This is a genomic window from Achromobacter sp. UBA5777, from assembly GCF_002418565.1.
Lineage (GTDB): Bacteria > Pseudomonadota > Gammaproteobacteria > Burkholderiales > Burkholderiaceae_B > Achromobacter > Achromobacter animicus.
The window spans coordinates 464-22,388 of sequence record NZ_DIEJ01000194.1; the positions used below are offsets into that span (position 1 = coordinate 464).

Consider the following 21,925-nt stretch of genomic DNA (forward strand, 5'->3'; position numbering starts at 1 on the left):
CGGTCTTGCCGCGGCCGGCGCCAACCCGGTCATGGCCGACAGCACCGCCCGCGCGCTGGTCTTCGCGGAAAGCCAGGGACTCAGCTCTCACGGCCTGTCGCGCGTGCCGTTCTACGCCGGCCATCTGCGTACCGGCCGCGCCATCGGTTCGGCCGTGCCGCGCCTTGTGAACGAACGCGGCGGCGCGGCGCTGATCGACGCGGGTTCGGGCCTGGCGTTTCCCGCGTGCGCCATGGCGGTCGAACAGGCCACGGCCCGCGCCCGCGAGCATGGCGTCGCGTTCGTCGGCGTGGCCAACAGCCATCACTTTGGCGAAGCGGCCTACCACCTGGAAGCCCTGGCCGACGCCGGCATGGTGGGGCTGGCGCTTAGCAACTCGCCTGCCGCCATGCCCGCCTGGGGCGGCAAGCGCCCGCTGTTCGGCACCAACCCCATCGCGGCGATCTTCCCCCGCCGTGGCGGCGCACGCCTGGTCATCGACCTGTCGCTGTCGCAGGTGGCGCGCGGCAAGCTCATGATCGCCGCGCGCGACAACCAGCCCATTCCGCTGGGCTGGGCGCTGGACGCCGAGGGCCAGCCCACGACCGATCCCAAGGCGGGACTGGCGGGCAGCATGCTGCCCGCGGGCGGCGTCAAGGGCGCCATGCTGGCGCTCATCGTCGAACTCATGGCCTGCGCGCTGACCGGCGCGCGCTTCGGCTACGAGAACGAGTCGTTCTTTGTGGATGAAGGCGGCCCGGCGCGGCTGGGGCAGGCCTTCATGGCGATCGATCCCAACGCGCTGGCGGGTAACGATGTCTACCTGGAACGCGTGGAAACGCTGGTCGACGCCATGCTCGAAGACGAAGGCGTGCGCCTGCCGGGCGACCGGCGCCGCAAGCTGCGCGACGAGGCGGTCAAGCACGGCCTGGACCTGCCCGATGCGTTGATGACGCAGCTGCGCACGTTGGCGGGTGCTGGCTGAAGCGCGCGGCCTGACTGCGCGATTTGACTGCCGGGCTTGACTGCGGGACTTGACCCCGCCGCCTGGTGCCCTAATGCCCGTGGGAGAACCACAGCATCAGCGGCGCCAGCAGCAAAAACACGACGGTGGACACCAGCACGGCGCCTGCCGCGGTGTCGCCCAGCGGCGTGTAGCGCCGCGCATACATGTAGCTGACCACCGCGCACGGCATGGCCATCTGCAGCGTCAGCGCACCGGCCAGCACCGGCTCCAGATCCATCGCCCACGCCACGGCCAGCCCGGTCAACAGACCCGCCACCAGGCGGATCGCACCGACCTTGGCGCCGTCGCGCATGCCGTTCGACGGAATCAGCGCCAGCGCATGACCCAGGCTCAGCAGCATCAGCGGCACGGTCACCGCGCCCAACATGCGCGCCGTCTCGATGATCCACGCGGGCACCGGCACGTCCAGCAGGCGCAGCGCCACCGCCACCACGGACGCCAGCAGGATCGGGCTCTTCCAGCTTCCCTTGGTGTTGACGCCCGGCAGCATGCGCACCGCGATGGTGTGCATCACGAAGGAACTCACCGCAAAAAAAGCCACCGCCACCGACAGGCCCGCGTCGCCGAACGCCAGTTGCGAAATCGGCAGGCCCAGGTTGCCGGCATTGGGCTGGAACGCCGTGGGTAGAAGGCTCAGCACGGGCAGCTTCCAGGCCTTGAGCAGCGCCGCGCAGATCAGCGCGCACAGCAGCAGGGCGATCAGGGTTGCTGCAGCCACGTCGGCCAGCGCGCGGTTGTCCAGGTGGGTGGTGACGAAGGTATGGAACACCAGCGCGGGCGTGGTGACCGACGTCACCAGCGTGGTGATGAAGTTGCCGCCGAAGGGAAGATCGCGCTTACCCCAATAAAGCCCGATTCCCACGCAGAAAAGCAGGGGCATCATCAGCACAATGGCTGACAGGTAGAACTGCGCGATGGCCAACATGGACTATTCCGTCAGAGATAAAAAGATTGATGCATCACGGCATCATTGCTTGCCCCGGCCGGGGCGGTCGCCGCAGCATGGACGCATTGTTCACAACAGGACCATCCCGTCCTCGCCGCCATGTCCGCCACACCGATGCGCATTCCTGCCCACTCATCGCGTTGCGCCCTTCGCAGCGCCATTCCGCCCGCCGGCCTGCATCTGGCGGACCGGCAGGCAGCTTGTCTGCCGCTATCGGACAGACAGGCCGCGTGCCTGCGGTGGTCGGCCGCAGGCAAAACCAGTTGGGAAACCGCCCGGATATTGGGCGTCAGCGAAAGCACCGTGAATTTCCACCTGCGCAACGCCTGCAGCCGCCTTGGCGTACGGGGCCGCCGCGCGGCCGTGGTGGCGGCGCTGCGGCTGGGCCTGCTCGAGTTCAAGGCTTGATGACGACGGACCGCAGGAATTCGCGCGCGCGCTCGGCGGGCAGGCTTTCCTCGGTGCCGGCGGCCACGGCCTCGATCAGCATCGTGTCCGTCACCCACACCTTCGCCTGCAGCCATCCGGGCTTGCCCACCGCCTTGCCGCGCACCTCGATTTCCTGGCCATAAGGCGGCCATTCGTTGGGCGGCGGGGCCTGCATGTTGGTGTAAAGCGACCGCATCAGCGCCACGCCCAGCGCCTGACGGGCCGCGGGGCTGGCCGCGATCTCCGGCGGCAGGGGCGCCGATCCCACGGCAAACACCGCTTCGCCGACGGTCGCGCTTGCCATCGTGAACTTCAACGCGTGCGTGTCCAGCTTCAGATCGCGGGTTTCCGTCGATACCCGGGCGGGGAACGCGGCGCGGACGTGGCCGTCCGCCACATCCATCTCGCGCCAGTTGTAACTGGGCGAGCAAGCCGCCAACGCCAACGTCAGCGCCAAAAAAACGCCCGCTTTCTTGAACATGAAACGAAACAGCGATGAAATCGTCATTACCCGAGGACTCCAGGGTCCCGTCATTTCGAGGAATCCAGAAATTGTCGCCGATTTCCATGGCACCCGCGCCCGATGGCACGTTGCTCGCCAATTATTGCTGGCCCGCCGCGCCAAATGTCCCGCCTCCGATAGCGGGCGACGGGGTATCCGGTGGCCGGCTATCCGGTGGCCGGCATTCCGGTGGCCGGCACTCCGGTGATGGGCTATCCGATGACGCGCACGCCGCAGACGGGCAGCCGGCAGCCCGGCCCAGCATCTATCTGCTGCACGGCCTGAGCGAGCACGCCGGACGCTATGACCGGCTGGCGCGCTGGCTGACCGCCCGGGGCTGGACGGTGGGCGCGCACGATCACCGCGGTCACGGCCGCTCTGGCGGGCACCCCGCCACCCTGCGCGACCAGGAAGACCTGGTCACGGATGCCGTGGACCGGCTGCAGGACTGGACACAGGCCTGTGGCCGCCCGCCCATCCTGCTGGGCCACAGTCTGGGCGCCCTGGTCGCCGTGCGCATCGCCCAGCGCCGGCTGGCCGACCTGGATGGGCTGGTGCTCAGCTCCCCACCCTTTGCCGTCAACGTCCCGCAATGGGTGCGCCGCACCCTGACCTGGATGTCCCTGCATGCCCCCGACCTGCGCGTCCCGCACGGTCTGGCGCCCGCCCGCATTTCCCACGACCGGGCCGTCGTCAAGGCCTACCGCGCCGATCCCCTGGTGCGGCGCCGCATGACCGGGCGGCTGGCGCGCTTTGTGGACCAAGCCGGCCAGCAGGCGCTGCGCGAAGCCAGCCTGCTGCCCTGCCGCACGCTGCTGATGGTGGCCGGCGACGACTCCATCGTGGCAGCCGAAGGCAGCCGCCAGTTCGCCCAGCGGGCGCCCGCTGAATTGCTCACCCTGCGCTGGTACGACACCGCCTGGCACGAGATCTTCAACGAAACCGCCCCCATCGCCGACCCCGTCTATGCTGACCTGGACGAATGGTTGGCGCGCACCGCGCAGGCATTGTCCCTGTCCCCAGTACTGGTTCCCTCAGCACAGGAGGCCAGCACCCCGTAAAATCCGGCGACAGCCCCCAACGAGAACAATCCGTGACCGATACTGCCGCCAACCGCCTCGCCCGCCTAGAGGCCAACCGCTCGCTGCTGACCGAGACCCTGCGGGGCATCGAGAAAGAAGGCCTGCGCGTGGACGAACAGGGCATCCTGGCCCGCACGCCGCACCCCGCCGGGCTGGGCTCGGCGCTGACCAACGAACACGTCACCACCGATTATTCCGAATCGCTGCTCGAGCTCATCACGGGCACGCACGACAACGTGGACGCCCTGCTGGCCGAACTCGCCGACACGCACCGCCACGTCTACACCGTGCTGGACCATGAACTGATCTGGAATCAGTCCATGCCGGCCACGCTGCCGCCGGAACCGGAAATCCCCATCGCCTGGTACGGCACGTCCAACACGGGCATGCTCAAGCACGTCTACCGCCGCGGTCTGGCCGAACGCTACGGCAAGACGATGCAGTGCATCGCCGGCGTGCACTACAACTTTTCGCTGCCTGAAGCCCTGTGGTCCGTGCTCGACACGCAGCCCGGCTCGGACCAGGATCGCCGCTCGCGCGGGTACATCGGCCTGATCCGCAACTTCACGCGGTATTCGTGGCTGCTGATGTACCTGTTCGGCTCGGCGCCCGCGTTGGCCAGCGGCTTCCTGCAAGGTCAGGACCATGCGCTGGACAAGCTGGGCGACCACACCCTTTACCTGCCCTACGCCACCAGCCTGCGCATGAGCGACCTGGGCTACCAGAACAAGGCGCAGTCGCAGCTCAAGCTCTGCTACAACGACCTGGACACCTTCCTTGGCCGCCTGTACGGCGCCGTGACACAGCCCTGGCCCGACTATCAAAAGATCGGCACCCACCGCGACGGCGAATGGATCCAGCTCAACACCAACGTGCTGCAGATCGAAAACGAGTACTACTCCAGCATCCGCCCCAAGCGCGCCACGGGCCGCTGCGAACGCCCCATCACGGCGCTGGCCGAACGCGGCGTGCAATACGTTGAAGTGCGCTGCCTGGACATCGATCCGTATTCGCCGGTCGGCATCGACGCCACCACCGCCCGTTTCGTCGACGCCTTCCTGCTGTTCTGCACGGCCTCGGACAGCCCGTTCTTCCCCGCCAATGGTTACTGTCAGCGCAGCGCCGACAACTTCTCGGTCGTCGTCAAGGAAGGCCGCAAACCGGGCCTCACGCTGGACCGCGACGGCCAGACCATCGGCCTGACGCAATGGGGCCACGAACTGCTGGACCAGATCGCGCCGTACGCGGCGCTGTACGACAGCGCCATGGGCGGCACCGCCTACGCGGATGCGCTGGCGGCGCAACGCGCCAAGCTTGACCAGCCCGACACCACGCCCTCTGCGCGTCTGCTGGCCGAACTGAAGGACAGCGGCCTGTCGTTCCACGATTACTCGCTGGCGCTGAGCCGCAAGCATGCGGATGCGCTGCGCGCGCAGCCGCTGCCGGCCGACGTGGCCACGGCCTATCAGCAAGCCGCTGCGCAGTCCGCCGCTGAACAGCTACGCCTGGAACAGTCGGACACTGAAGACTTCGATACCTACGTGAGCCGCTATCACGCCGCGCTCAAGGCGCCGCGCAAATAAGGCGTATCGTTAGGGATTGGTCCGCGCCGCGCTCCTGCGGGGCGCGCGCGGGCCTTACCAGTCACATCAGGAGGTTTTATCCATGCGCCGCACCGCAAAATTTCTGCTGGCCCTGGCGGTCAGCGTGGCGGGCATTGCCCACGCCGCGCCGCCGCCCATGCAGACCGTGGAATCCGTTGACCTGAAACGCTACGTGGGGATGTGGTACGAAATCGCCAACTTTCCCATGTTCTTCCAGCGCAATTGCGTGGGAGACACCACGGCCGAATACACCGCGCATCCGGACGGCACCATCGGCGTGAACAACCGCTGCCGCACCAAGGACGGGGATATCGATTCGGCCTCGGGCACCGCCACGGTGGTCGAAGGCAGCAACAACGCCAAGCTCGAAGTCACCTTCTTCAAGCCGTTCAAGGGCGATTATTGGGTGATCGGCCTGGATCCCGAATACCGCTGGTCCGTCGTCGGCACGCCCGACCGCAAGTATCTGTGGATTTTGTCGCGCTCGCCCAAGCTGCCCAAGGAAGAACTGGACAAGGCGCTGGCAGCCGCCACGGCGCAGGGCTATCAGCTCGACGAGCTGCGCTACACGCCGCAGAAGTAAGCGCGGCACAAGGCAGCGCTGCAGAAGTCAGCGCTGCCGAAGTCAATGCAGATCTCAGCCCGCGGCGTAGTCGCGGGCCAGCCTGACCACCGTCACGCCGGGCTTCAACTGCCGCAGCGACGGCATGATCAGCGTGCAGTTGTCGTAGGGCGTCACCACCGGCTGCTCGTCGGCCCAACCGATAAGCGATCCGGCCTTTTCAAACGTTTCCAGCCCCGACCAGGGGCCGGCAAACCGGACGTTCATTGACGGCGCCACCACGGCGTCCGTCACTTCCAACACGCGTTGCGCCGCCGGATCCGGCAGCAGCCAGCCTTCGGGCAGGTCCGGCGCGTCTATCACGCCCGATTCCACCAGCATCCGCGCCACCATGTCGCGCGCCACATCGCGCGACGACAGGTCGCCATGAAAGCCGCATTCGATCAGCAGGGCGCACGCGTCTTCGCAGGCCGGGTCGCCAAAGTGTTCGAAGTCGCGCATGCGCACGCCGTCCTTGTGGCCGGCGTCCACGATGACGTGCTGCGGGGCCTTGAGGCGGCGCGCCAGCGCGATATTGCGCGGCAGCACGCCCGTCAGCAGCAGCGGCGCCCCCGGCTCGTGCATCGAATGCAGATCCAGCAGCCAATCGGCACGCCGCACCCAAGGGCGCAGCGCCGCGCCGCGCTGGCGGTCCGGCGACGTGGGATTGTCCAGCCGCTCGGCGCTCCAGACGCGGTTCATGTCTTCCTGCACGAAACGCGACGCATCGTGGTTCGCGTGATCGAAGCGGTCGAACGCATCCAGGTTGCAGAAGGCCAGGGTCAGGCTGCCGCGGCGCGGGCGCAGACCCGAGGCCAGCAGGTCTTTCAGCGCCCACGCGCCGCACAACTCGTTGCCATGCACCAGCGCGCTCACCATGAGCGCCCGTCCCGGCACGCCCGAATCAAAGTGCCACACGCCCGGCGTGTCGGTATTGCCCGCGCGCTCGGCGGCGATGTCGGGAACGGGGAGCTTGAATTCCATGGTGATATCCGCTTGATGCCTGGTCTTTCGATGTCGTGAGGGTGGGCGCGCAGCCTTATTGCGCCTCGATCTTGGCGGCCTTGACCAGCGCGCCGTACTTCTTGGTTTCTTCGGCCTGGAACGCCACGGGGTCCACGCCCGGCTTGGCCACTTCGCCGCCGGCGTCCTGCATCTTGGCGCGGAACTGGTCCGACTTCAGCGTTTCATCCAGCACGGCGCGCAGCTTGGTCACCACCGGCTCGGGCAGGCCAGCCGGGCCGTACAACGCGAACCACAGGTTGATGTCCACGGACTCGAAACCCTTGGTGGCGGCCAGCGGCGCGATCTCGGGCGCGGCGGGCGAACGCTTGTTCTCGGTCAGGCCCAGCGCGACGATGTTGCCGCTGCGCACCTGCGGCAGCCCGGAGGACAGCACCAGCATGCCGTAGTCCAGCTGACCGCTCATCAGGTCGGTCACCAGCGGCGACACGCCGCGGTAAGGCACGTGCTCAGCGCGCGTGCCGGTGGCCTGGTTGATCATCTCGCCGGCCAGGTGCAGCGTCGTGCCCACGCCCGACGAGCCGTAGTTGAACGTGCCGGGCGCGGCGCCCTTGAGCTTTTCCAGATAGTCGGCGGCGGTCTTCACGCCCGAGTTCTTGCTGGCGGCCAGCAGCATCGGCTGCGAGGCCACGATGCCCAGCGCCGTGAAATCCTTGGCGCTGTCGTATTTGACGGCGGTGTTGATCATGCGGGCGATCACCATTTCATTGGTGGAGCCCAGGAAGATGGTGTAGCCGTCTGGCGCGGCGCGCGCCACGCGTTGCGCGCCGATCGTGCCGCCGGCGCCGCCCACGTTCTCGACCACAACGGTCTGGCCCAGGCGCTTGCCCAGTTCTTCGCCCAAGAGGCGCGCGGTCAGATCCAGGCTGCCGCCGGCGGGGTAACCGACAATCAGCGAAATGCTGCGGGCCGGGTAATCAGCCGCGCTGGCGGCAGGGGCCGCGGCAACCGCCGAGGCGGCACACAACGAGACTAGCGCCGCACGCAGCGGCTTCAAGATGGACTTCATGACTTTCTCCCTGGGGTGCTGTGGGTGGACGGCGGAGCCGTCTCATTTGATTTCGGGGGCTATTTTCGAGCGCTCCCCAGGGACAGTCCGTGCCAAAACGGCACATCGTTGTGCTGATCGGGATTTTGGCAGAGAGATGCGGATGCTGAACTCCAGGTACTGAACGACAGGCGTTGAACTTCAGCCGCTGGAATTCGGACCCGAAGCCAGACCTGGAATCACGCCTTGCGATTCGCCGTCGCTTCCCAGGCAGCTTCGGCCAGGTCGGTCAGCCGCGCGCGCGGGCGGTACAGCCGGACTTCGAATGCGATTTCGTCGCTGCGCCCGCCCAGCTCAGCCAGCGCGCCGCGCCGGCAGTCGGCCGCCACCATGGACCACGGCAGCCAAGCCACCCCCACGCCCTTGGCGACCGCGCCATGCGCCGCGTCCAGGGAATCGCTGCGCACAAACGGCGTCAGCGCATACGGCGTGGCCTCAAGCCGATCCCCCACGATGCGCTCCATCGCCAGCCCGCCGGTGTAGGTGATGAGCGGCACGGGCGCCCCGCCCTCCTGCAGCAGAAACCGCGGCCGGCCCCGGGTATCCATCTGGCTGACCGGCACCAGCTTGTCGGTCGCCAGCGTCATGTACCGGTAGCGCGAAGGGCTGAGCGGCACGGACAGCGCCGCATGCTCGTAGCAGCACAACAGGTCCACCTTGCCTTGTTCCAGCCGCACCACCAGGTCCTGCGCCTTGCCGGTGGACAACTCCACCTGCGTGCCGTCCGTCAGCACGCGCGGCGTGCGGTGCCGGAGCCGCGCGATCCAGTCGGCCACCAGCGTACGCGCCAGGCTGCGGCCCGTGGCGATGCGCAGGACGGCCTCGCCGCCCGCGCCCGAACTGCGGATGCGATGGCGCACCAGCCCCATCTGCTCGACGACCTGCGTCGCCGTCTTGAGCAGCGTCTCGCCTTCGGGCGTCAGCGTCACCGGCAGCCCCCGGGGGGGGGGGGGGGGCGGGGCGGGCCCCCCCCCCCGGCCCCCCGGGCGGGGGCGCGNNCAGGTCTTCGAGGAGTTTCAGGTCTGCCATGGACGACAAGCTTACGGCATCGCGCGTGCTAGGCCGCTGCCTGTCCCTCGGGCAGGGACAGGATGCGCGCGATGACCTGCGCCGTCTCGCGGTAGTGCGCCGCCAGCAGCGCGACCGCGCGATCGGCATCGCGCGACACCGCCGCATCCAGCAGCGCGCGGTGCTCGTCGCCAACATCGCGCTCAGGGCCGTACGCCATGGCTTGCGCGCGCGCCGGCCGGCGGTAACGTTCGGTCTGCGCGTACAACTGCGCGGACAGATCCAGCAGCCAGGGCGAGCGGCAGGCGCCGATCAGCGCCTGATGAAAATCCTGGTGACGCGCTTCCAGTGCGTCCTCGCGGTCCGGGTCCAGTCCCGGCGCGGCGTCCGCCCGCCGCGCGGCCAGCGCCAATGCGTGAAACGCCCCGACCAGCCGCGCCTCCCAGGCATCGTCGGCATTGGCCAGCGACCGGCGCAACGCGTCGCAATCGATCAGGATTCGGGTCTCGCAGGCATCGCGCATTTCATCCACGGACAGCGGCGCGATGCGAAACCCGCGCGACGTCGTGGTGAGCACCATGCGTTCGCTGCGCAACCGGTTCAGCGCCTCGCGGATCGGCGAAAAGCTGCCGCCGTAGCGCTGGCGCAGCAATTCCAGCCGCAGCGATTGGCCCGGCGCAAACGCGCCGCGCATGATGTCGCGGCGCAGTTGCCGGTAGATCTGTTCGGACAGCGTGATGTCTTCGATCTCGGCGCTGCCGTTTGCCGCCGCATCCTCGCGCGGAGCTTTGATTCTGGGTTTCAAGCGCAGCGCTCCTAGACGGCCACCACCGGGTGGCGCAGCGTGCCGATGCCTTCCACGCACGCCACGACCACGTCGCCCGGCCACAGAAATTCCTGCGGCTTGCGGCCGGCGCCCACGCCCTCCGGCGTGCCGGTGGCAATGATGTCGCCCGGTTCCAGCGTGATGCCGGCGCTGATATCGGAGATCAGGAACGGCACCTTGAACAGCATGTGCCGCGTGTTCGAGCCCTGCTTCTTTTCGCCGTTGACCGTCAGCCACAGGTCCAGCACCTGCGGATCGGGAATCTCGTCGGCGGTCACGATGCACGGACCGAACGGCGCATACGTGTCCTGCCCCTTGGAATAAATCCACTGCCCTGCCCGGCGGCAATCGCGCGCGCTCATGTCCAGCATCACGCTGTAGCCGAACACGTAAGACAGCGCATCGGCCTCGGCCACACGCGAGGCGCGCCGTCCGATGATCACCGCCAGCTCGACTTCCCAGTCCAGCTGCTGCGTGATCTTCGCGTTGTGCTCGATGGCGTCGCCCGGTCCGATCACCGTCGTGGGCGGCTTGGAGAAGATGACGGGCTGCTTGGGCAGGTCCGCCGACGTGTCCAGCGTACGGCTGGATTCGGCCACGTGCTCCACGTAGTTCAAGCCGATGCCGAAGATGTTCTTGCGCGGACGCGGGATGGGCGCCAGCAGCTTCACGTTCTCCTGCGGCACCGCGCTGCCCACCGGCCAGTTGCCGCGGAACGTGTCCAAGAGACGCGTCGCCTGCGCGACTGCCACCGGCCCCAGGTCGATGAACTCCAGCATGTCGTCGGGCAGATCCACCCCGCCTTCCTGACCCAGCAGGAACAGGTCGATCACGTAGCCGTCGACAAGCGCGCCCAGGCGGGCGGCGGCGGTGGGATGAGCGCGAAAGGTCACCAGGCGCATCGGGAACTCCAGAAGGTCAAAGGTTGTGGAACCGGCCGCAGCAGCGCGGCGGTTTGCGTTCGGAAACTAGATCAGCTGCTGATGGCCGCCGTTGTCCTGCACCGCTTCCTCGCGGTACAGGGCCAGCGAGCGCATGACGGGCAGGTCGTTGAAACAGAAGAGGCATGCGTCGTCGTTGGACGACAGGTTGGCGTGTTCGTGGATGGCCCAGGACGGCACGCAGAAGATGTCGCGCTCAGTCCAGTCGTAGCGCTTGCCGTCGATGACCGAAAAGCCGCTGCCCTTGGCCACCTGATAGATGAAGCTGCCCGTGTGCCGGTGCGCCTTTGTGTGCTCGCCGGGACGCAGCAGCTGCATGCTGGCGCCAATTGTCGGCATGACGGGGCCGCCCGTCGCCGGATTGACGTATTCCAGCAGGATGCCGTCGTAGGGACTGCCCGCCGTGGTGCGCGCGTAGCGGCGCAACGCCTCGTACGTGGGCTCCCATTCGTACTTGAAGAGCGGGGAATACGGCTTGGTCCATCCGGACACCTGCGGCCGCAGCGCCACGCCGCCCCACGCCCCGCTGGTGTCGTCCACCGGATGCGTGACGGTCTGGTTCAGATCCGGATGCACCGCATAAAAGCCCGCTTCCAGCGCATTGACCAGCGGGATATCCAGGCCGTCCTGCCAGATGCAGGTGGTGCCATCCTCGGCCACGCCGTGCTCGTGCCACGTGCCGTTTGGCGTCAGCACAAAATCATTCGCGCCCAGCGTCATCTTGTGGCCGTCAACCACCGTAAACGCGCCCTGCCCTTCCATGATGAAGCGCAGCGCCGAATGCGTGTGGGCGTGCGCCGAGGCCAGCTCGCCCGGCCGCATCACCTGCAGCCCGGAATACAGCCAACCCACCGCCGCCGCAACATCGCGCCGGCCGGGATTGTTCAGGTAGATGACGCGACGGCCCGCCTCTTCGGGGGACACCAGTTCGGCGGACCGCAGCACGTGACCGCGCAGGTCCTGGTAGCGCCAGACCACGGGCACGGACGCTGACCGCGGCGCCCACGGCTCGATCTTGTTCGCCACCGTCCACAGCGCCCCGGTCTCCAGCCGCGCCAGCTCCTGGTAATAGGCCACCCGCTCTGGCGAGTCGGCCACATTGGCGCGGCCCGCGGTGTCTTCGCGGTAGGCGTCGTAGCGGTTCGCTTCCATTCCGTGCCCCTGGTTTTATAAAACGCTGAGGATTTTCGAAAATACTAAGCGCGGGGCCGGAGGGCGGGCAATGGCGAAACGCTAGGGGTTTTCCTTGAACCGGGAAGCCGCTTCGCAAAAATATCTTGGCGACCGTGGCGAAAATACTGTACAAAAACACAGTGCGACGTGATACATTGCGCTCGCCCGAAAAACTGTCGTCCAGGGGAGAATTCCTGTGTCAGAAGCTGCTCATCTCGTTCAGTACATCGTCGTTCCCTACCGCGCCGCCGCCAATGGCGTCGCCCCCGGGGAAATCCGCCCGGCCAGCAGCGAATTCGGAGCCATCCGCATCGCGAATTCCATGGCCTCCAAATTTGCCGGCGTCGCGGCCTATGAAGTGATGATCGACAAGGAAACCGGCGACATGGAATCGCCGCGCATCCTGATGCAGATCGGCACCGTGCCTTCACTGGACGACTAGCCAACAAAAATCGCCCGCCCCGCATGCGCGCGGGGCGGGCGATTCAATCGCTTGGCGTGCAATGCCAGCACGCGGCCAGTACCTCAGTGGGGTCGGTCATTCGCAGACGCCTGGTCTGCGAACGCTAGAACAGATGCTTGATCCCCACCGAGCCACCCACTGCGCGCAAGCCCGACGCGCCGCCCAATCCCTGCTCGGCGTTCAACTGCACATTGACGAACGTGTTCTTGCCGGCCCGACGGTCGTAGCCCGCCGATAGCCCCACGCGCGATCCGTCCAGCTTGTTGTCAAAGGCGATGTCGCCCTGCGTCAGCGTCTGATACTCGCTGGACGATTCCCCCAACGTGTGCCGGTAGCTCAGCATCACCCAGCCGTGGTTCTGCGCGTCGTCCTGCTCACCCCAGGCTTTGGACAGCTTCACGCTCACGCGCGAATGCAACGCATGCGACTTCGGCAGCGTCACCCGGCCAAGATCGTCATCGCTGTCGCGCAGTTGGAGGTGCTGAACCATCACCTGCGCCTGCGGCTCCAGTCGAAGCCCTTCAGAGGCATCGCCAATGTCGAACGCCTTGCCGGCTTCGGCCGACAGCGCCGCGCCCCATCCCGACGTCCGCATGGACATGCCCTCCGCGCCGCTCGATTGGGTCTTCACGCCGTACCGGCTGATCTGCGTGACGAAGTCGGCATACCCTCCCTTGCCGTCCATCATCGTGTAATAAGCGCCCAAGCCATACATCGTCTGATCGCTGCGACCGGCGTCGATCGTCGAACGGGTGGATGCCTGATAGTGATCCACCTGGGCGCGGGACACCATCGCCGTGCCGAACACGCCCAGGCTGTTGCGGCGGATGCCCTTGTTGGTCACGAACAGGTCCGTGCCCACCTGCAGGCCGCCCAGCGTCGTGCGGCTTCCCACTTGCGACTGCAGGATGCCGCGCGGCGCGCCGTCGCGGTTCTCCCAGGCCCCCAGCGTTCTGGCCCAGGCATACGGATACACCTTACGGGCCAGCGATTCGGTGGCGCCCATGCGTTCGTTGAACGTTCCCACCGCCAGCTCGGACTGCCGCAACGCTTGCCCGCCCAACTGCGAGTAAATGGAGACTTCGGGGCGGACTTCGCTGATCAAATACCAGTTGTTGGCAAAGTCCGGTGAGCCATCCTGCGCGCCATGCGCCAGCACGTAGCGGAACGCGCCGCCTCGCGGAGGCTGGCCGGGCGTTAGCTGAAACGCGCCGTCCGTGCTGGCGCCCGCCTTGACCACCAGAAAGCCGTTGCCGTGAAGCGGATCGCCAAAGCCGCTGTCGGTGTTGAGCGCCAGGTTGGTCAACCCCGTCGCCCCCGCGTTCAAGGTCAGATAATCCACGGTGCCCGCCGTGGTCGGAATCATGTGCAACTGCACTTCGCCGCCGCCACCCACCAGACTGTTGGCGGTGAACGTACGACCGATGGCATCGTTGGTCCATTCAACGGGCGGCGCAAAGGCGACGCTTCCAGCAAGCCGAAGTTCGTTGACGGTGCTGAGGTTGTTTGCTTGCGCGGGGTTGGACGCATCCGTCAGGATGTTCCATTTGCTCGTCGCGTCGATGGATAGATTCGAGCCGTCCACCCAGCCTTCCAATGTGCCGCCGTTGGCCACGCCCAGGCCCGCACTGCTCGCGGCAACCACCCTGGCGATTGCATGATCGGCCTGCCCCAACGAGGTGCCGTCGATGACCAGCATGCCGTTGTCCACCCGCGTGATGCCAGTGTAGGTGAGCGGCCCGGTCAGCGTCGTCGTGCCCGAACCGGCCTGCCACAGCTCGCCCGTACCGGATATGGCGTTGGACAGGATGAGGGCGTTGGCGCGGTCTGTCGCCAGAACGGCGTTGTTCTCGATCACGCCCGCGCCCAACGATCCGGTGGTCTGGCCCGCGCCCAGTTGCAGCACGCCGTCGTCAATCAGCGTTGCGCCGGCGAAAGCATTGTCGCTGTCGATGATCCACGTCCCGGCGCCGGTCTTGGTAAGCGCGCCCGATCCGCTGATCGCACCTTGCATCACGGAGACTGTGCCGTCCACGGTGCGGATGGCGCCGTCGCCCGCAAACTGCATGTCGCGCTGCGACAGACTGTTGGCATCGAGTTGCAGCCCACCGCCGTTGAACGTGAGGGTGCCGGCCGCGTCGCCCAGGCTCGCGTCGTCGGCAATCGCGAGCCACCCGCCCGACAGGGTCCAGGGTGTGAGGGTCTGGCCGGGCGTTCCTGTCAGCGTCCATGTTCCGGCCGACGTTTTTTCGAAAGCATTGAAGCCCAGGTATTGCGCCTGCGCGCCACTTCCGATCTGGCTAACGTCAAAGGCCAGCGCGCCGCCGCCATCCAGAGCCAGCGTATTCTTGCCACCCGACTCCGTGGCGTCGACCAGGCCGATGATCTGGCTGCCCGCTTGCAGAACAAGCGTGGAATCGCGAGCCGTGGCTGAATACTTGATGGCGGTGTTCTGGTTCGCCGGCCCTTGAGATATCGTTCCGGAATTGATGATCATGGTGTTGGCGCCGGTGACATAGACACCGTGACCGCTGTTGCCGCCAGCGCCGCCTGGAGGCCCGCCTGGGAATCCGGTCCCACGCCCGCCGTTGCCGCCAGATCCGCCGGCTGCCCCGCCGCCTCCGCCGCCCCCACCAAATCCTTCCAATCCCGTTCCTGGATTTGCCCGGCCACCGTCTACGCCGGCCTCACCGCCAGCCATACCACCCGATCCGCCTACTCCCGGAGTTTGGCTATGGAATAACCCTTGGCCCGCCGACCCGCCGTTGGTGTAGGTACCGCCGCCACCGCCACCGCCACCTGCATAGGGGGACGTCCCCGGGACGTCGCCGCCACCCGGCATGCCATTTTCACCCCCATTGCCGCCATTTCCACCGAAACCCGTTCCATCGATCCCGTTGGGGTTGATATCCGCGCCGCCTCCTCCGCCCCCGCCAGCGCCACCGCCTTCTCCTCCGGACCCATTACCACCCCGACCGCCGTCGCTGACCGCATCGTCACTGTAGCTACCGCCACCCCCGCCCCCGCCGCCACCGCCTTTGCCGCCGCTGATCGAGTAGGCGGCGTTATGCAGGACCCCGCCGTCGCCGGAGATCACGATGCCGTCCCCGCCGTTCCCGCCCGCACCGCCCCCGCCGCCGGCAAAGTTTCCCGGCCCGCCCCCACCGCCACCGCCACCGCCGCCGCCGGGCGCGCCTTCAATGTCGTCATAGGTCGTGTAAGACGTCGTGAGATCCAGGGCGGCAAATCCATCCCCGCCGTCGCCCCCGTTGCCGCCATTGGCTGCCCCGCCTGCGCCTCCCACCCCCGCTTCGCCAACGATCAACGCACGCGCGGCGGGATGCGGGGACATGCCGAGAGAGATCAGAGACAGGCCAAAACAAAGCTTGAGCGCGATACCGCGCGCCTTGTTGGTTCGATTCGAGATCGAATCTGCATGTCGCGACGCCAAGCAAGAATCCGTATACATCAATGGTTCATCCTGGGTGGTGGATTCACGCGCGGCTTCACGAATTCAATAGCACTGGAGGATCAGGTGACGCTCCAGGCAAAAACTGCTATTTGGGTCTCGTAAGAACGTGGAACACCGGCGTGGCCGGTTGCGCGCTTAAGTAATCCGGTTAATCACATCGAACGACGGATGCACGCAGCAAAGCGTTCAAACCTGTGTCGTCGGTGTCTCAGATTCTCTTTAAGCGCCCAGGCTTCACCCAGAGTAGGTTTACTCCGATGTCGCTCCAGCATTTATAAGAATCAGTTGCCGGGCAAAATCAGACGATCGCTATGGCGAAAATCTAGAGACACTGCCAGTTATCCGACGGCCCCCTGTTTCACGCGATTGCTAGAACAGGTACTTCACCCCGACCGAGCCGCCCACCGCCCGCAACCCTGAGGCGCCGCCCAAGCCCTGTTCGGCCTGCACCTGCACGTTGACGAAAGTGTTCCTGCCCGCGCGCCGGTCGTAGCCCGCCGTGAGGCCCACGCGCGACCCATCCAGATCGTTGTCGAACGCGATGTCGCCCTGCGTGGCGGTGGGGTACGTACTGGAGGATTTTCCCAGCGTGTGCCGATAGCTCAGCATCAGCCAGCCGTGGTGCCGCGTCTCGGGGCTCGCGTCCCAGACTTTGGAAACCTTCAAGCTCACACGCGAGTGCAGCGCGTGCATTCCCGGCAGCGCAACCGGCCCGACGCGGTCTTCGCTGTCGCGCAGCCTGACGTGCTGGACCATCACCTGGGCTTGCGGCTCGATGCGCAGTCCGCTGGCGTCGTTGATGTCGAAGGCTTTGCCGGCTTCGGCGGACAACGCGGCGCCCCATCCGGACGTCCGCAAAGACAAGCCTTGCGCGCCGCGCGAATGGGCCTTCACACCGTACCGGCTGACCTGCGCGACGAAATCGGCGTATCCGCCCTTGCCGTCGATCAACGTGTAGTAGGCGCCCAGGCCATACATGGTCTGATCGCTGCGGCCGGCAGCCACCGTCGATCGCGTGAACGCCTGATAGTGCGCTACGTCGTTGCGGGAAGCCATTGCGGTGCCGAACACGCCCACGCTCCGGCGGCCGGCGCCTCTGCTGGCCACGAACAGATCCGTTCCCATCTGTAGTCCGCCCAGCCGCGAATCCACGGCGACGTTCGCTTGCCGGATCCCCAAGGGCGCGCCATCGCGGCGTTCGAGGACGCCGAGGGATCGCGCCCAGACATACGGATAGACCGTTCGCGCCAGTGTTTCGGTCGCACCCATCCGTTCGTTGAACGAACCTACCGCCACCTCGGACTGCCGCAAGGCCTGATTGCCCAACTGCGAGTAGATGGACACCTCGGGGCGGACATCGCTGAACAGATACCAGTTGTTGGCCAGATCGGCTGCGCCGTTTCGCGCGCCGTGCACCAGCCCGTAGTTGAACGCGCCGGCCAGCGCGGGTTGTCCGGGGGATTGGCGAAACGCATGGTCGGTGCTGGCGCCGGCCTTGACCACCAACAGCCCGTCGCCGGCCATGGGATCTCCAAAGCCGCCAGGCGTGATGATCGTCAGGTAGGTCATCCCCGTGGCGCCCTGGGTCAGCGTCAGATGGTCCGCAGCGCCGTTAGGACTTACGTGCAACTGGACTTGTCCGCCGGCGCCCACCAGGTTGTTGGCGGTGAGCGTTCGGCCGGCCTCGTTGTTGGCCCCGTCGGGCGGTGCGAAGGCGATGCTGCCCGCAAGCTGAAGCGCGTTGACGGTGCTGAGATTGTTTCCCGTCGCGGGAGGGGGGGTATCGGCCAGGACGTTCCATCGGCTCGTCGCATCGATGACGAGATTCGGTCCGTCCATCTGGCCGTCGAGCACTGCACCGTTGGCAAGGTACAAGGCCGCACTGCTGGCGCCGGCGACACTGGCCGCATGATCGGCCCGCCCCAGGCTCGTGCCATGAATGACCAGCATGCCCTCGTCAACACGCGTATCACCGGAATACGTGAGCTGCGCCGCCGGCGGGGAAATGCCCGATCCGGGATCGTTGCGCCCGATGATCCATGTTCCGGACCCGGTCTTGGTGAGGTTGCCGGCGCCGCTGATCGTTCCGTGCATCACGGACACGGTGCCGCCAGCAGTGTGGACCGCGCCATCACCGCGCAGCTGAAAATCGCGCTGCGATGTGATGCTGGCGTTCAGCTGCAATCCGCCGCCCTCGAAAATGAGGCCGCCCGCCGTGTCTCCCAGCGCCGCGTCGTCCGTGATCGCAAGCCATCCCCCGGAAAGCGTCCAAGGCGTAAGCGCCAGCGCGGGCGAACCCGTCAGCGCCCACGTGCCGTGAGACGCTTTCTCGAATGCGTCGAAGCCCAGATACTGACCCTGCGCGCCGGGGCCGATCTTGCCCACGTCAAACGCCTGCGCAGCGCCGCCATCCAGGACAAGCGTGTTTGTGCCGCTTGATTCGGTGGCATCGACGAGCCCCTGAATCACGCTGCCTTCACGGAGCATCAAGGTCGAATTGCTGGCGGTCGCCGCGTACTTGATGGCGGTGTCCTGGTTGACCGGCCCCGCCACAATGGATCCCGCATTGATGATGACGGAGCCGGCCCCCGTGACGTAGACGCCGTGATTGCTGCTGCCGGCCGCGCCACCCCCGTTCGTATCGAAACGCGAGTACTGCCCGCCGCGGCCGCCATCGCCGCCTGGCGCGCCGCCACCGCCACCGCCTGCGGCGAAACCTTCATACGGTTTGGCATCGCCACCGTTGACGCCGGACGCCCCGCCAGCAATGCCGCCTGCCCCCCCGATCCCCTCGATCAGGATCGGCCACACGTCTGTGCCCGGAGCCCCCCCGTTGACGGAGGAACCTCCGCCCCCGCCCCCGCCGCCAGCCCAGGAGATGCCTGGAGGGCCCCCGCCCGCAGTCAGGCCATTTTCTCCCCCGTTGCCGCCGTCTCCACCGAAGGCCGCCCGGACGTGTGCGCCGCCTCCGCCGCCCCCGCCGGCAGCGCCGTCAACGCCAGTCGAGCCGTCACCGCCGCGACCGCCGTCCGGCTCCACGGAGGGGTGGAAGGTGGAGCCGCCTCCCCCTCCGCCGCCGCCGCCCTTGCCGCCGCGGATCGACCAGCCATCGTTGTGCAATACCACCGCGTCGCCTGAGATGACGACGCCGACTCCGCCGTTCCCGCCGTCGCCACCCGCTCCCCCCACGGCGTTACCCTGCCCGCCGCCACCGCCTCCCCCGCCGCCGCCGCCGGCCCCGCCCTCGACGTCGCCGACCGTCGTGTATGAGGTCGTCAGGTCCAGGGCGGCATCTCCGTTGCCACCATCGCCGCCGCGGCCTCCATTGGATGCGCCGCCGACACCGCCGGCCCCCGACATACCCACGATCGCGCCCCAGGCATCGGGTTGGTGCGACATGTTCACGGATAACAGCAGCAGACCAAAGCAGAGCTTGGTGGCGGTTGTTCTGGCATTGGGAAACAGCATTGAATCTGCGCGGCGCAGCGCCGCGCGGGAATCCACGAGCATCAATCGATCATCCTGGGTGTTGGATTCATGCGTGGCTTCTTTTCGTTCAGCTCGGCTGATCGTCAAAGCCCATCGCGTCGGTGTGATCGATTGTGTTCAAGGTCCGCGGCCGCACCCAGAGTACGTTTACTCCGATGGCGCGCCCCGCTTATCAGGATCAACGTCCGCTTGGGAATCCGACGAGTCTCGGTTGCGCTGGATTCGATAACGTGCCAGCCCGCTGGGACGTTATCGGCGGCAAGGGCGAATTCATGGCGGCGGCAATCAAAGTGCAAATTTGCATCTTGAAAGCGCAGTAATGCGCTCCCGGAATTTCGTGCCGCGGTTACGCTGGAGCCTTCTGATCACACACCTTCTTTGCCCCATCCCAAGGAGAAAACCATGACGACGCAAACGAACCCGCTCGAAAAGAAAACCGCCTACTGGGGCGTGCCGTGGGAAGACGCCTATGGTTATGCGCAGGCGGTGCAGGTGGGCAACGAGATCTATGTGTCGGGCCAGCTCAACCACGACCAGGACGGCAACCTTATCGCGCCGGCCGAATTGAACGACCAAGGCAAGCCGCGCGACTTCTCCACCATGGAAGCGCAGATGCGCGCCACCTACGAAAACCTCGCGACATTGCTCGGCAAGTTCGGCGCCACGCTGGATAGCGTCGTCGAAGAAACGCTGTATGTGCTGGACGTGGATGCCGCCTTTGCGGCGGCTGGCAAGGTGCGCAAGGCCGCGTACGGCACCGACCGTCCGCAAGTGGCCAGCAACCTGATCGGCGTGTCGCGTCTGGCGATGCCTGCGCAGCTGATCGAGATCGCTTGCAAGGCCATCCTGCGTCCCAAGGATGCCGGCTGACCGGACCCTGCGGCTTGGCGGGAGTAGGGCCTAGCGGCCCTCGATCAACGCCTTCTGCTTGGCCACGGCCGCTGCGCAAAAGCGCATGAAAGCCTGGACGCGCCGGGCCCCGCGGATGTCAGGATGGGTGAGCAGCCAAAGCTCATCCTGAAGCTCGGGCACGACGGGACCGACGCGCACCACATCGGCCATCGCGTCGCCCAGCATGCAGGGCAGGTAGCCCATGCCCAGGCCGGCCGAGATACCCGCGCTGACTGCGGCAACCGAGTCCGACCGGTATGCAATGCGGGATGGCGCGACACGGCTTTCAAGATAGTGCGCGGCCTTGAGCCCGGACAGCCCGCCCGCGTACGACACCCAATCCAGCTCGTAAAGGCGTTCCGCGGCGGGTGTCTTGCGGCGAAATTGCCGCGCAGCGCCGTAAGGCGCCCACGCGATGCCTGCCAGCCTGCGTCCCACCCAGCTCTCGGGCGGGCGCCGCGTCGCCCTGAGGGCGACGTCGGATTCGTCGCGCGCCAGATCCAGTGTGCTGTTGCCGACCAGCACCTCGACGGTCAATGAGGGATGCGCGGCTCTGAATTCAGCAATGATGGGGGTTAGGAAATACAGCAGGAGCGAATCGCTGGTGGCCACGCGCAGCGTGCCCTGCGGATCGTGCGCGGCGCCGGAAATGCGTCGGGCCACGCTGACGACATCGAGTTCGACGCGCTCGCTCAGTGCGCGCAGCTCCGTGCCCTCAGGCGTCAGCTTGTAGCCCGCCTGCCGCCGGTCGAACAACGCGACGCCCAGCGCGGCTTCAGCGTGCGCCACGCGGCGCGAGACGGTCGAGGCATTGATGCCGAGCTTCTCGGCCGCGATCGACCGATTGCCGCAGTCGCTCAGCGTCTTGATGATGCGCAGGTCATCCCATGACAACTGTTGCGCCGCGTCGCGCTGTCCCATGGAAGGGCGATCGGCATGCGTCTGAGTTTTGGCGGGTTTGGACGGCACGATGATTGGCGGAGGTTCTTTCGCGGCGGATTATGGGGAATCGTCGGTGATCCTGCCCTCGCGATTGTGCCCTCGCGATGGTGTATCGCGATGGTTCCTTGCGATGGTGTATCGCGATGGTTCCTTGCGATTGTCTGCGCGATGGCGCCCGCGCGATTTTGTCCACGGGCCTTCGCCCACAGTATTGGCGAAAACAAAAAAGGGCCCATGAAGGGCCCGGAACAACGCACTGCTTTAATCAGTTGGCGCGCCCGACAGGAATCGAACCTGTATCAAGAGCTTCGGAAACTCTCATTCTATCCATTGAACTACGGGCGCAGCGCAAGGAGGCGGTATTGTACCCAGTTTTACGCGTTCTGCATGAACTGGATCAAATCCTCCGGCAAACTCATCGAAAACCCGTCCTTTCTCATTGGACGATCGTCCATGACACCGTTATATAATCCAGCGTT

Annotated in this window: 18 protein-coding genes, 1 tRNA gene and 1 pseudogene; 8 read left to right on the top strand and 12 right to left on the bottom strand. The window is 66.5% G+C overall.

Annotated elements, in window-relative coordinates; translation table 11 throughout:
- On the top strand, positions 1-964 hold a 964-nt coding region (locus B3446_RS15635), incomplete at its 5' end, for an Ldh family oxidoreductase (RefSeq protein ID WP_291383178.1).
- Between the two features lie 70 nt (positions 965-1,034).
- On the opposite strand, the gene B3446_RS15640 is transcribed toward B3446_RS15635, so the two are convergent.
- On the bottom strand, positions 1,035-1,931 hold the full coding sequence (locus tag B3446_RS15640; RefSeq protein ID WP_291383180.1) for an AEC family transporter: 897 nt from the start codon (positions 1,929-1,931) through the stop codon (positions 1,035-1,037).
- Positions 1,932-2,066: 135 nt separating this feature from the next.
- Here B3446_RS15640 and B3446_RS28510 point away from each other — a divergent pair, with 135 nt between their 5' ends.
- Positions 2,067-2,360: a helix-turn-helix domain-containing protein gene (locus B3446_RS28510; protein WP_409558271.1), complete on the top strand. Its 294-nt coding sequence runs from the start codon at positions 2,067-2,069 to the stop codon at positions 2,358-2,360.
- Here B3446_RS28510 and B3446_RS15650 read toward each other — a convergent pair.
- Positions 2,350-2,889: a hypothetical protein gene (locus B3446_RS15650; protein ID WP_191579239.1), complete on the bottom strand. Its 540-nt coding sequence runs from the start codon at positions 2,887-2,889 to the stop codon at positions 2,350-2,352. The genes B3446_RS28510 and B3446_RS15650 overlap by 11 nt on opposite strands.
- Before the next feature lie 59 nt (positions 2,890-2,948).
- Between B3446_RS15650 and B3446_RS15655 the strand changes: the two genes are divergently transcribed.
- From B3446_RS15655 to B3446_RS15665, 3 genes are all read left to right on the top strand, one after another.
- On the top strand, positions 2,949-3,944 hold the full coding sequence (locus tag B3446_RS15655; protein WP_291383184.1) for an alpha/beta hydrolase: 996 nt from the start codon (positions 2,949-2,951) through the stop codon (positions 3,942-3,944).
- Between the two features lie 32 nt (positions 3,945-3,976).
- Positions 3,977-5,548 carry a glutamate--cysteine ligase gene (gene gshA / locus B3446_RS15660; protein ID WP_191579238.1) on the top strand — a complete coding sequence of 524 codons (1,572 nt, stop codon included), beginning with the start codon at positions 3,977-3,979 and terminating at the stop codon, positions 5,546-5,548.
- 82 nt (positions 5,549-5,630) lie between these two features.
- Positions 5,631-6,152, top strand: a complete 522-nt coding sequence (locus tag B3446_RS15665; protein ID WP_175125135.1) for a lipocalin family protein — start codon at positions 5,631-5,633, stop codon at positions 6,150-6,152.
- A gap of 54 nt (positions 6,153-6,206) precedes the next feature.
- Here the strand turns inward: B3446_RS15665 and B3446_RS15670 are convergent, their stop codons facing one another.
- From B3446_RS15670 to B3446_RS15695, 6 genes and pseudogenes are all read right to left on the bottom strand, one after another.
- Positions 6,207-7,154: a succinylglutamate desuccinylase/aspartoacylase domain-containing protein gene (locus tag B3446_RS15670; RefSeq protein WP_291383187.1), complete on the bottom strand. Its 948-nt coding sequence runs from the start codon at positions 7,152-7,154 to the stop codon at positions 6,207-6,209.
- Positions 7,155-7,209: 55 nt separating this feature from the next.
- Entirely contained in the window at positions 7,210-8,202 is a 993-nt protein-coding gene (locus B3446_RS15675) for a Bug family tripartite tricarboxylate transporter substrate binding protein (RefSeq protein ID WP_291383189.1), read from the bottom strand.
- 218 nt (positions 8,203-8,420) lie between these two features.
- Positions 8,421-9,270: pseudogene (locus B3446_RS15680) on the bottom strand (LysR family transcriptional regulator).
- 28 nt (positions 9,271-9,298) lie between these two features.
- Positions 9,299-10,054, bottom strand: a complete 756-nt coding sequence (locus B3446_RS15685) for a GntR family transcriptional regulator (protein WP_291383191.1) — start codon at positions 10,052-10,054, stop codon at positions 9,299-9,301.
- A gap of 11 nt (positions 10,055-10,065) precedes the next feature.
- Positions 10,066-10,977, bottom strand: coding sequence for a fumarylacetoacetate hydrolase family protein (locus B3446_RS15690; RefSeq protein WP_175125130.1), 912 nt, complete (start codon positions 10,975-10,977; stop codon positions 10,066-10,068).
- A 66-nt stretch (positions 10,978-11,043) separates the two neighbouring features.
- A complete protein-coding gene (locus B3446_RS15695; RefSeq protein WP_105237147.1) occupies positions 11,044-12,168 on the bottom strand; it encodes a cupin domain-containing protein in 1,125 nt (374 codons plus the stop codon).
- A 217-nt stretch (positions 12,169-12,385) separates the two neighbouring features.
- On the opposite strand from B3446_RS15695, the gene B3446_RS15700 reads away from it, so the two are divergent.
- A complete protein-coding gene (locus tag B3446_RS15700; protein WP_056327580.1) occupies positions 12,386-12,631 on the top strand; it encodes a hypothetical protein in 246 nt (81 codons plus the stop codon).
- A 124-nt stretch (positions 12,632-12,755) separates the two neighbouring features.
- On the opposite strand, the gene B3446_RS15705 is transcribed toward B3446_RS15700, so the two are convergent.
- Positions 12,756-15,149 carry an autotransporter outer membrane beta-barrel domain-containing protein gene (locus tag B3446_RS15705; RefSeq protein WP_291383196.1) on the bottom strand — a complete coding sequence of 798 codons (2,394 nt, stop codon included), beginning with the start codon at positions 15,147-15,149 and terminating at the stop codon, positions 12,756-12,758.
- Between the two features lie 249 nt (positions 15,150-15,398).
- On the opposite strand from B3446_RS15705, the gene B3446_RS15710 reads away from it, so the two are divergent.
- Entirely contained in the window at positions 15,399-16,226 is an 828-nt protein-coding gene (locus tag B3446_RS15710) for a hypothetical protein (RefSeq protein WP_291383198.1), read from the top strand.
- A 267-nt stretch (positions 16,227-16,493) separates the two neighbouring features.
- Here B3446_RS15710 and B3446_RS15715 read toward each other — a convergent pair whose 3' ends face one another.
- Positions 16,494-19,592, bottom strand: coding sequence for an autotransporter outer membrane beta-barrel domain-containing protein (locus tag B3446_RS15715; protein ID WP_291383200.1), 3,099 nt, complete (start codon positions 19,590-19,592; stop codon positions 16,494-16,496).
- Between the two features lie 423 nt (positions 19,593-20,015).
- Between B3446_RS15715 and B3446_RS15720 the strand changes: the two genes are divergently transcribed.
- On the top strand, positions 20,016-20,483 hold the full coding sequence (locus tag B3446_RS15720; RefSeq protein WP_291383202.1) for a Rid family hydrolase: 468 nt from the start codon (positions 20,016-20,018) through the stop codon (positions 20,481-20,483).
- Positions 20,484-20,513: 30 nt separating this feature from the next.
- On the opposite strand, the gene B3446_RS15725 is transcribed toward B3446_RS15720, so the two are convergent.
- Together B3446_RS15725 and B3446_RS15730 are read right to left on the bottom strand one after the other, a co-directional pair.
- Entirely contained in the window at positions 20,514-21,425 is a 912-nt protein-coding gene (locus B3446_RS15725) for a LysR family transcriptional regulator (RefSeq protein ID WP_291383204.1), read from the bottom strand.
- Between the two features lie 291 nt (positions 21,426-21,716).
- Positions 21,717-21,791, bottom strand: a tRNA-Arg gene (locus B3446_RS15730).
- Positions 21,792-21,925: the final 134 nt, after the last annotated feature.

Excerpts from the sequence above, each read along its gene's own strand:
- B3446_RS15690 (WP_175125130.1), bottom strand. The coding sequence starts at position 10,977 with ATGCGCCTGGTGACCTTTCGCGCTCATCCCACCGCCGCCGCCCGCCTG.
- B3446_RS28510 (WP_409558271.1), top strand. The coding sequence starts at position 2,067 with ATGCGCATTCCTGCCCACTCATCGCGTTGCGCCCTTCGCAGCGCCATT.
- B3446_RS15720 (WP_291383202.1), top strand. The coding sequence starts at position 20,016 with ATGACGACGCAAACGAACCCGCTCGAAAAGAAAACCGCCTACTGGGGC.
- B3446_RS15695 (WP_105237147.1), bottom strand. The coding sequence starts at position 12,168 with ATGGAAGCGAACCGCTACGACGCCTACCGCGAAGACACCGCGGGCCGC.
- B3446_RS15650 (WP_191579239.1), bottom strand. The coding sequence starts at position 2,889 with ATGACGATTTCATCGCTGTTTCGTTTCATGTTCAAGAAAGCGGGCGTT.
- B3446_RS15665 (WP_175125135.1), top strand. The coding sequence starts at position 5,631 with ATGCGCCGCACCGCAAAATTTCTGCTGGCCCTGGCGGTCAGCGTGGCG.
- B3446_RS15655 (WP_291383184.1), top strand. The coding sequence starts at position 2,949 with ATGGCACCCGCGCCCGATGGCACGTTGCTCGCCAATTATTGCTGGCCC.
- B3446_RS15670 (WP_291383187.1), bottom strand. The coding sequence starts at position 7,154 with ATGGAATTCAAGCTCCCCGTTCCCGACATCGCCGCCGAGCGCGCGGGC.
- B3446_RS15715 (WP_291383200.1), bottom strand. The coding sequence starts at position 19,592 with ATGCTGTTTCCCAATGCCAGAACAACCGCCACCAAGCTCTGCTTTGGT.
- B3446_RS15725 (WP_291383204.1), bottom strand. The coding sequence starts at position 21,425 with ATGGGACAGCGCGACGCGGCGCAACAGTTGTCATGGGATGACCTGCGC.
- B3446_RS15675 (WP_291383189.1), bottom strand. The coding sequence starts at position 8,202 with ATGAAGTCCATCTTGAAGCCGCTGCGTGCGGCGCTAGTCTCGTTGTGT.
- B3446_RS15705 (WP_291383196.1), bottom strand. The coding sequence starts at position 15,149 with ATGATCATCAATTCCGGAACGATATCTCAAGGGCCGGCGAACCAGAAC.
- B3446_RS15640 (WP_291383180.1), bottom strand. The coding sequence starts at position 1,931 with ATGTTGGCCATCGCGCAGTTCTACCTGTCAGCCATTGTGCTGATGATG.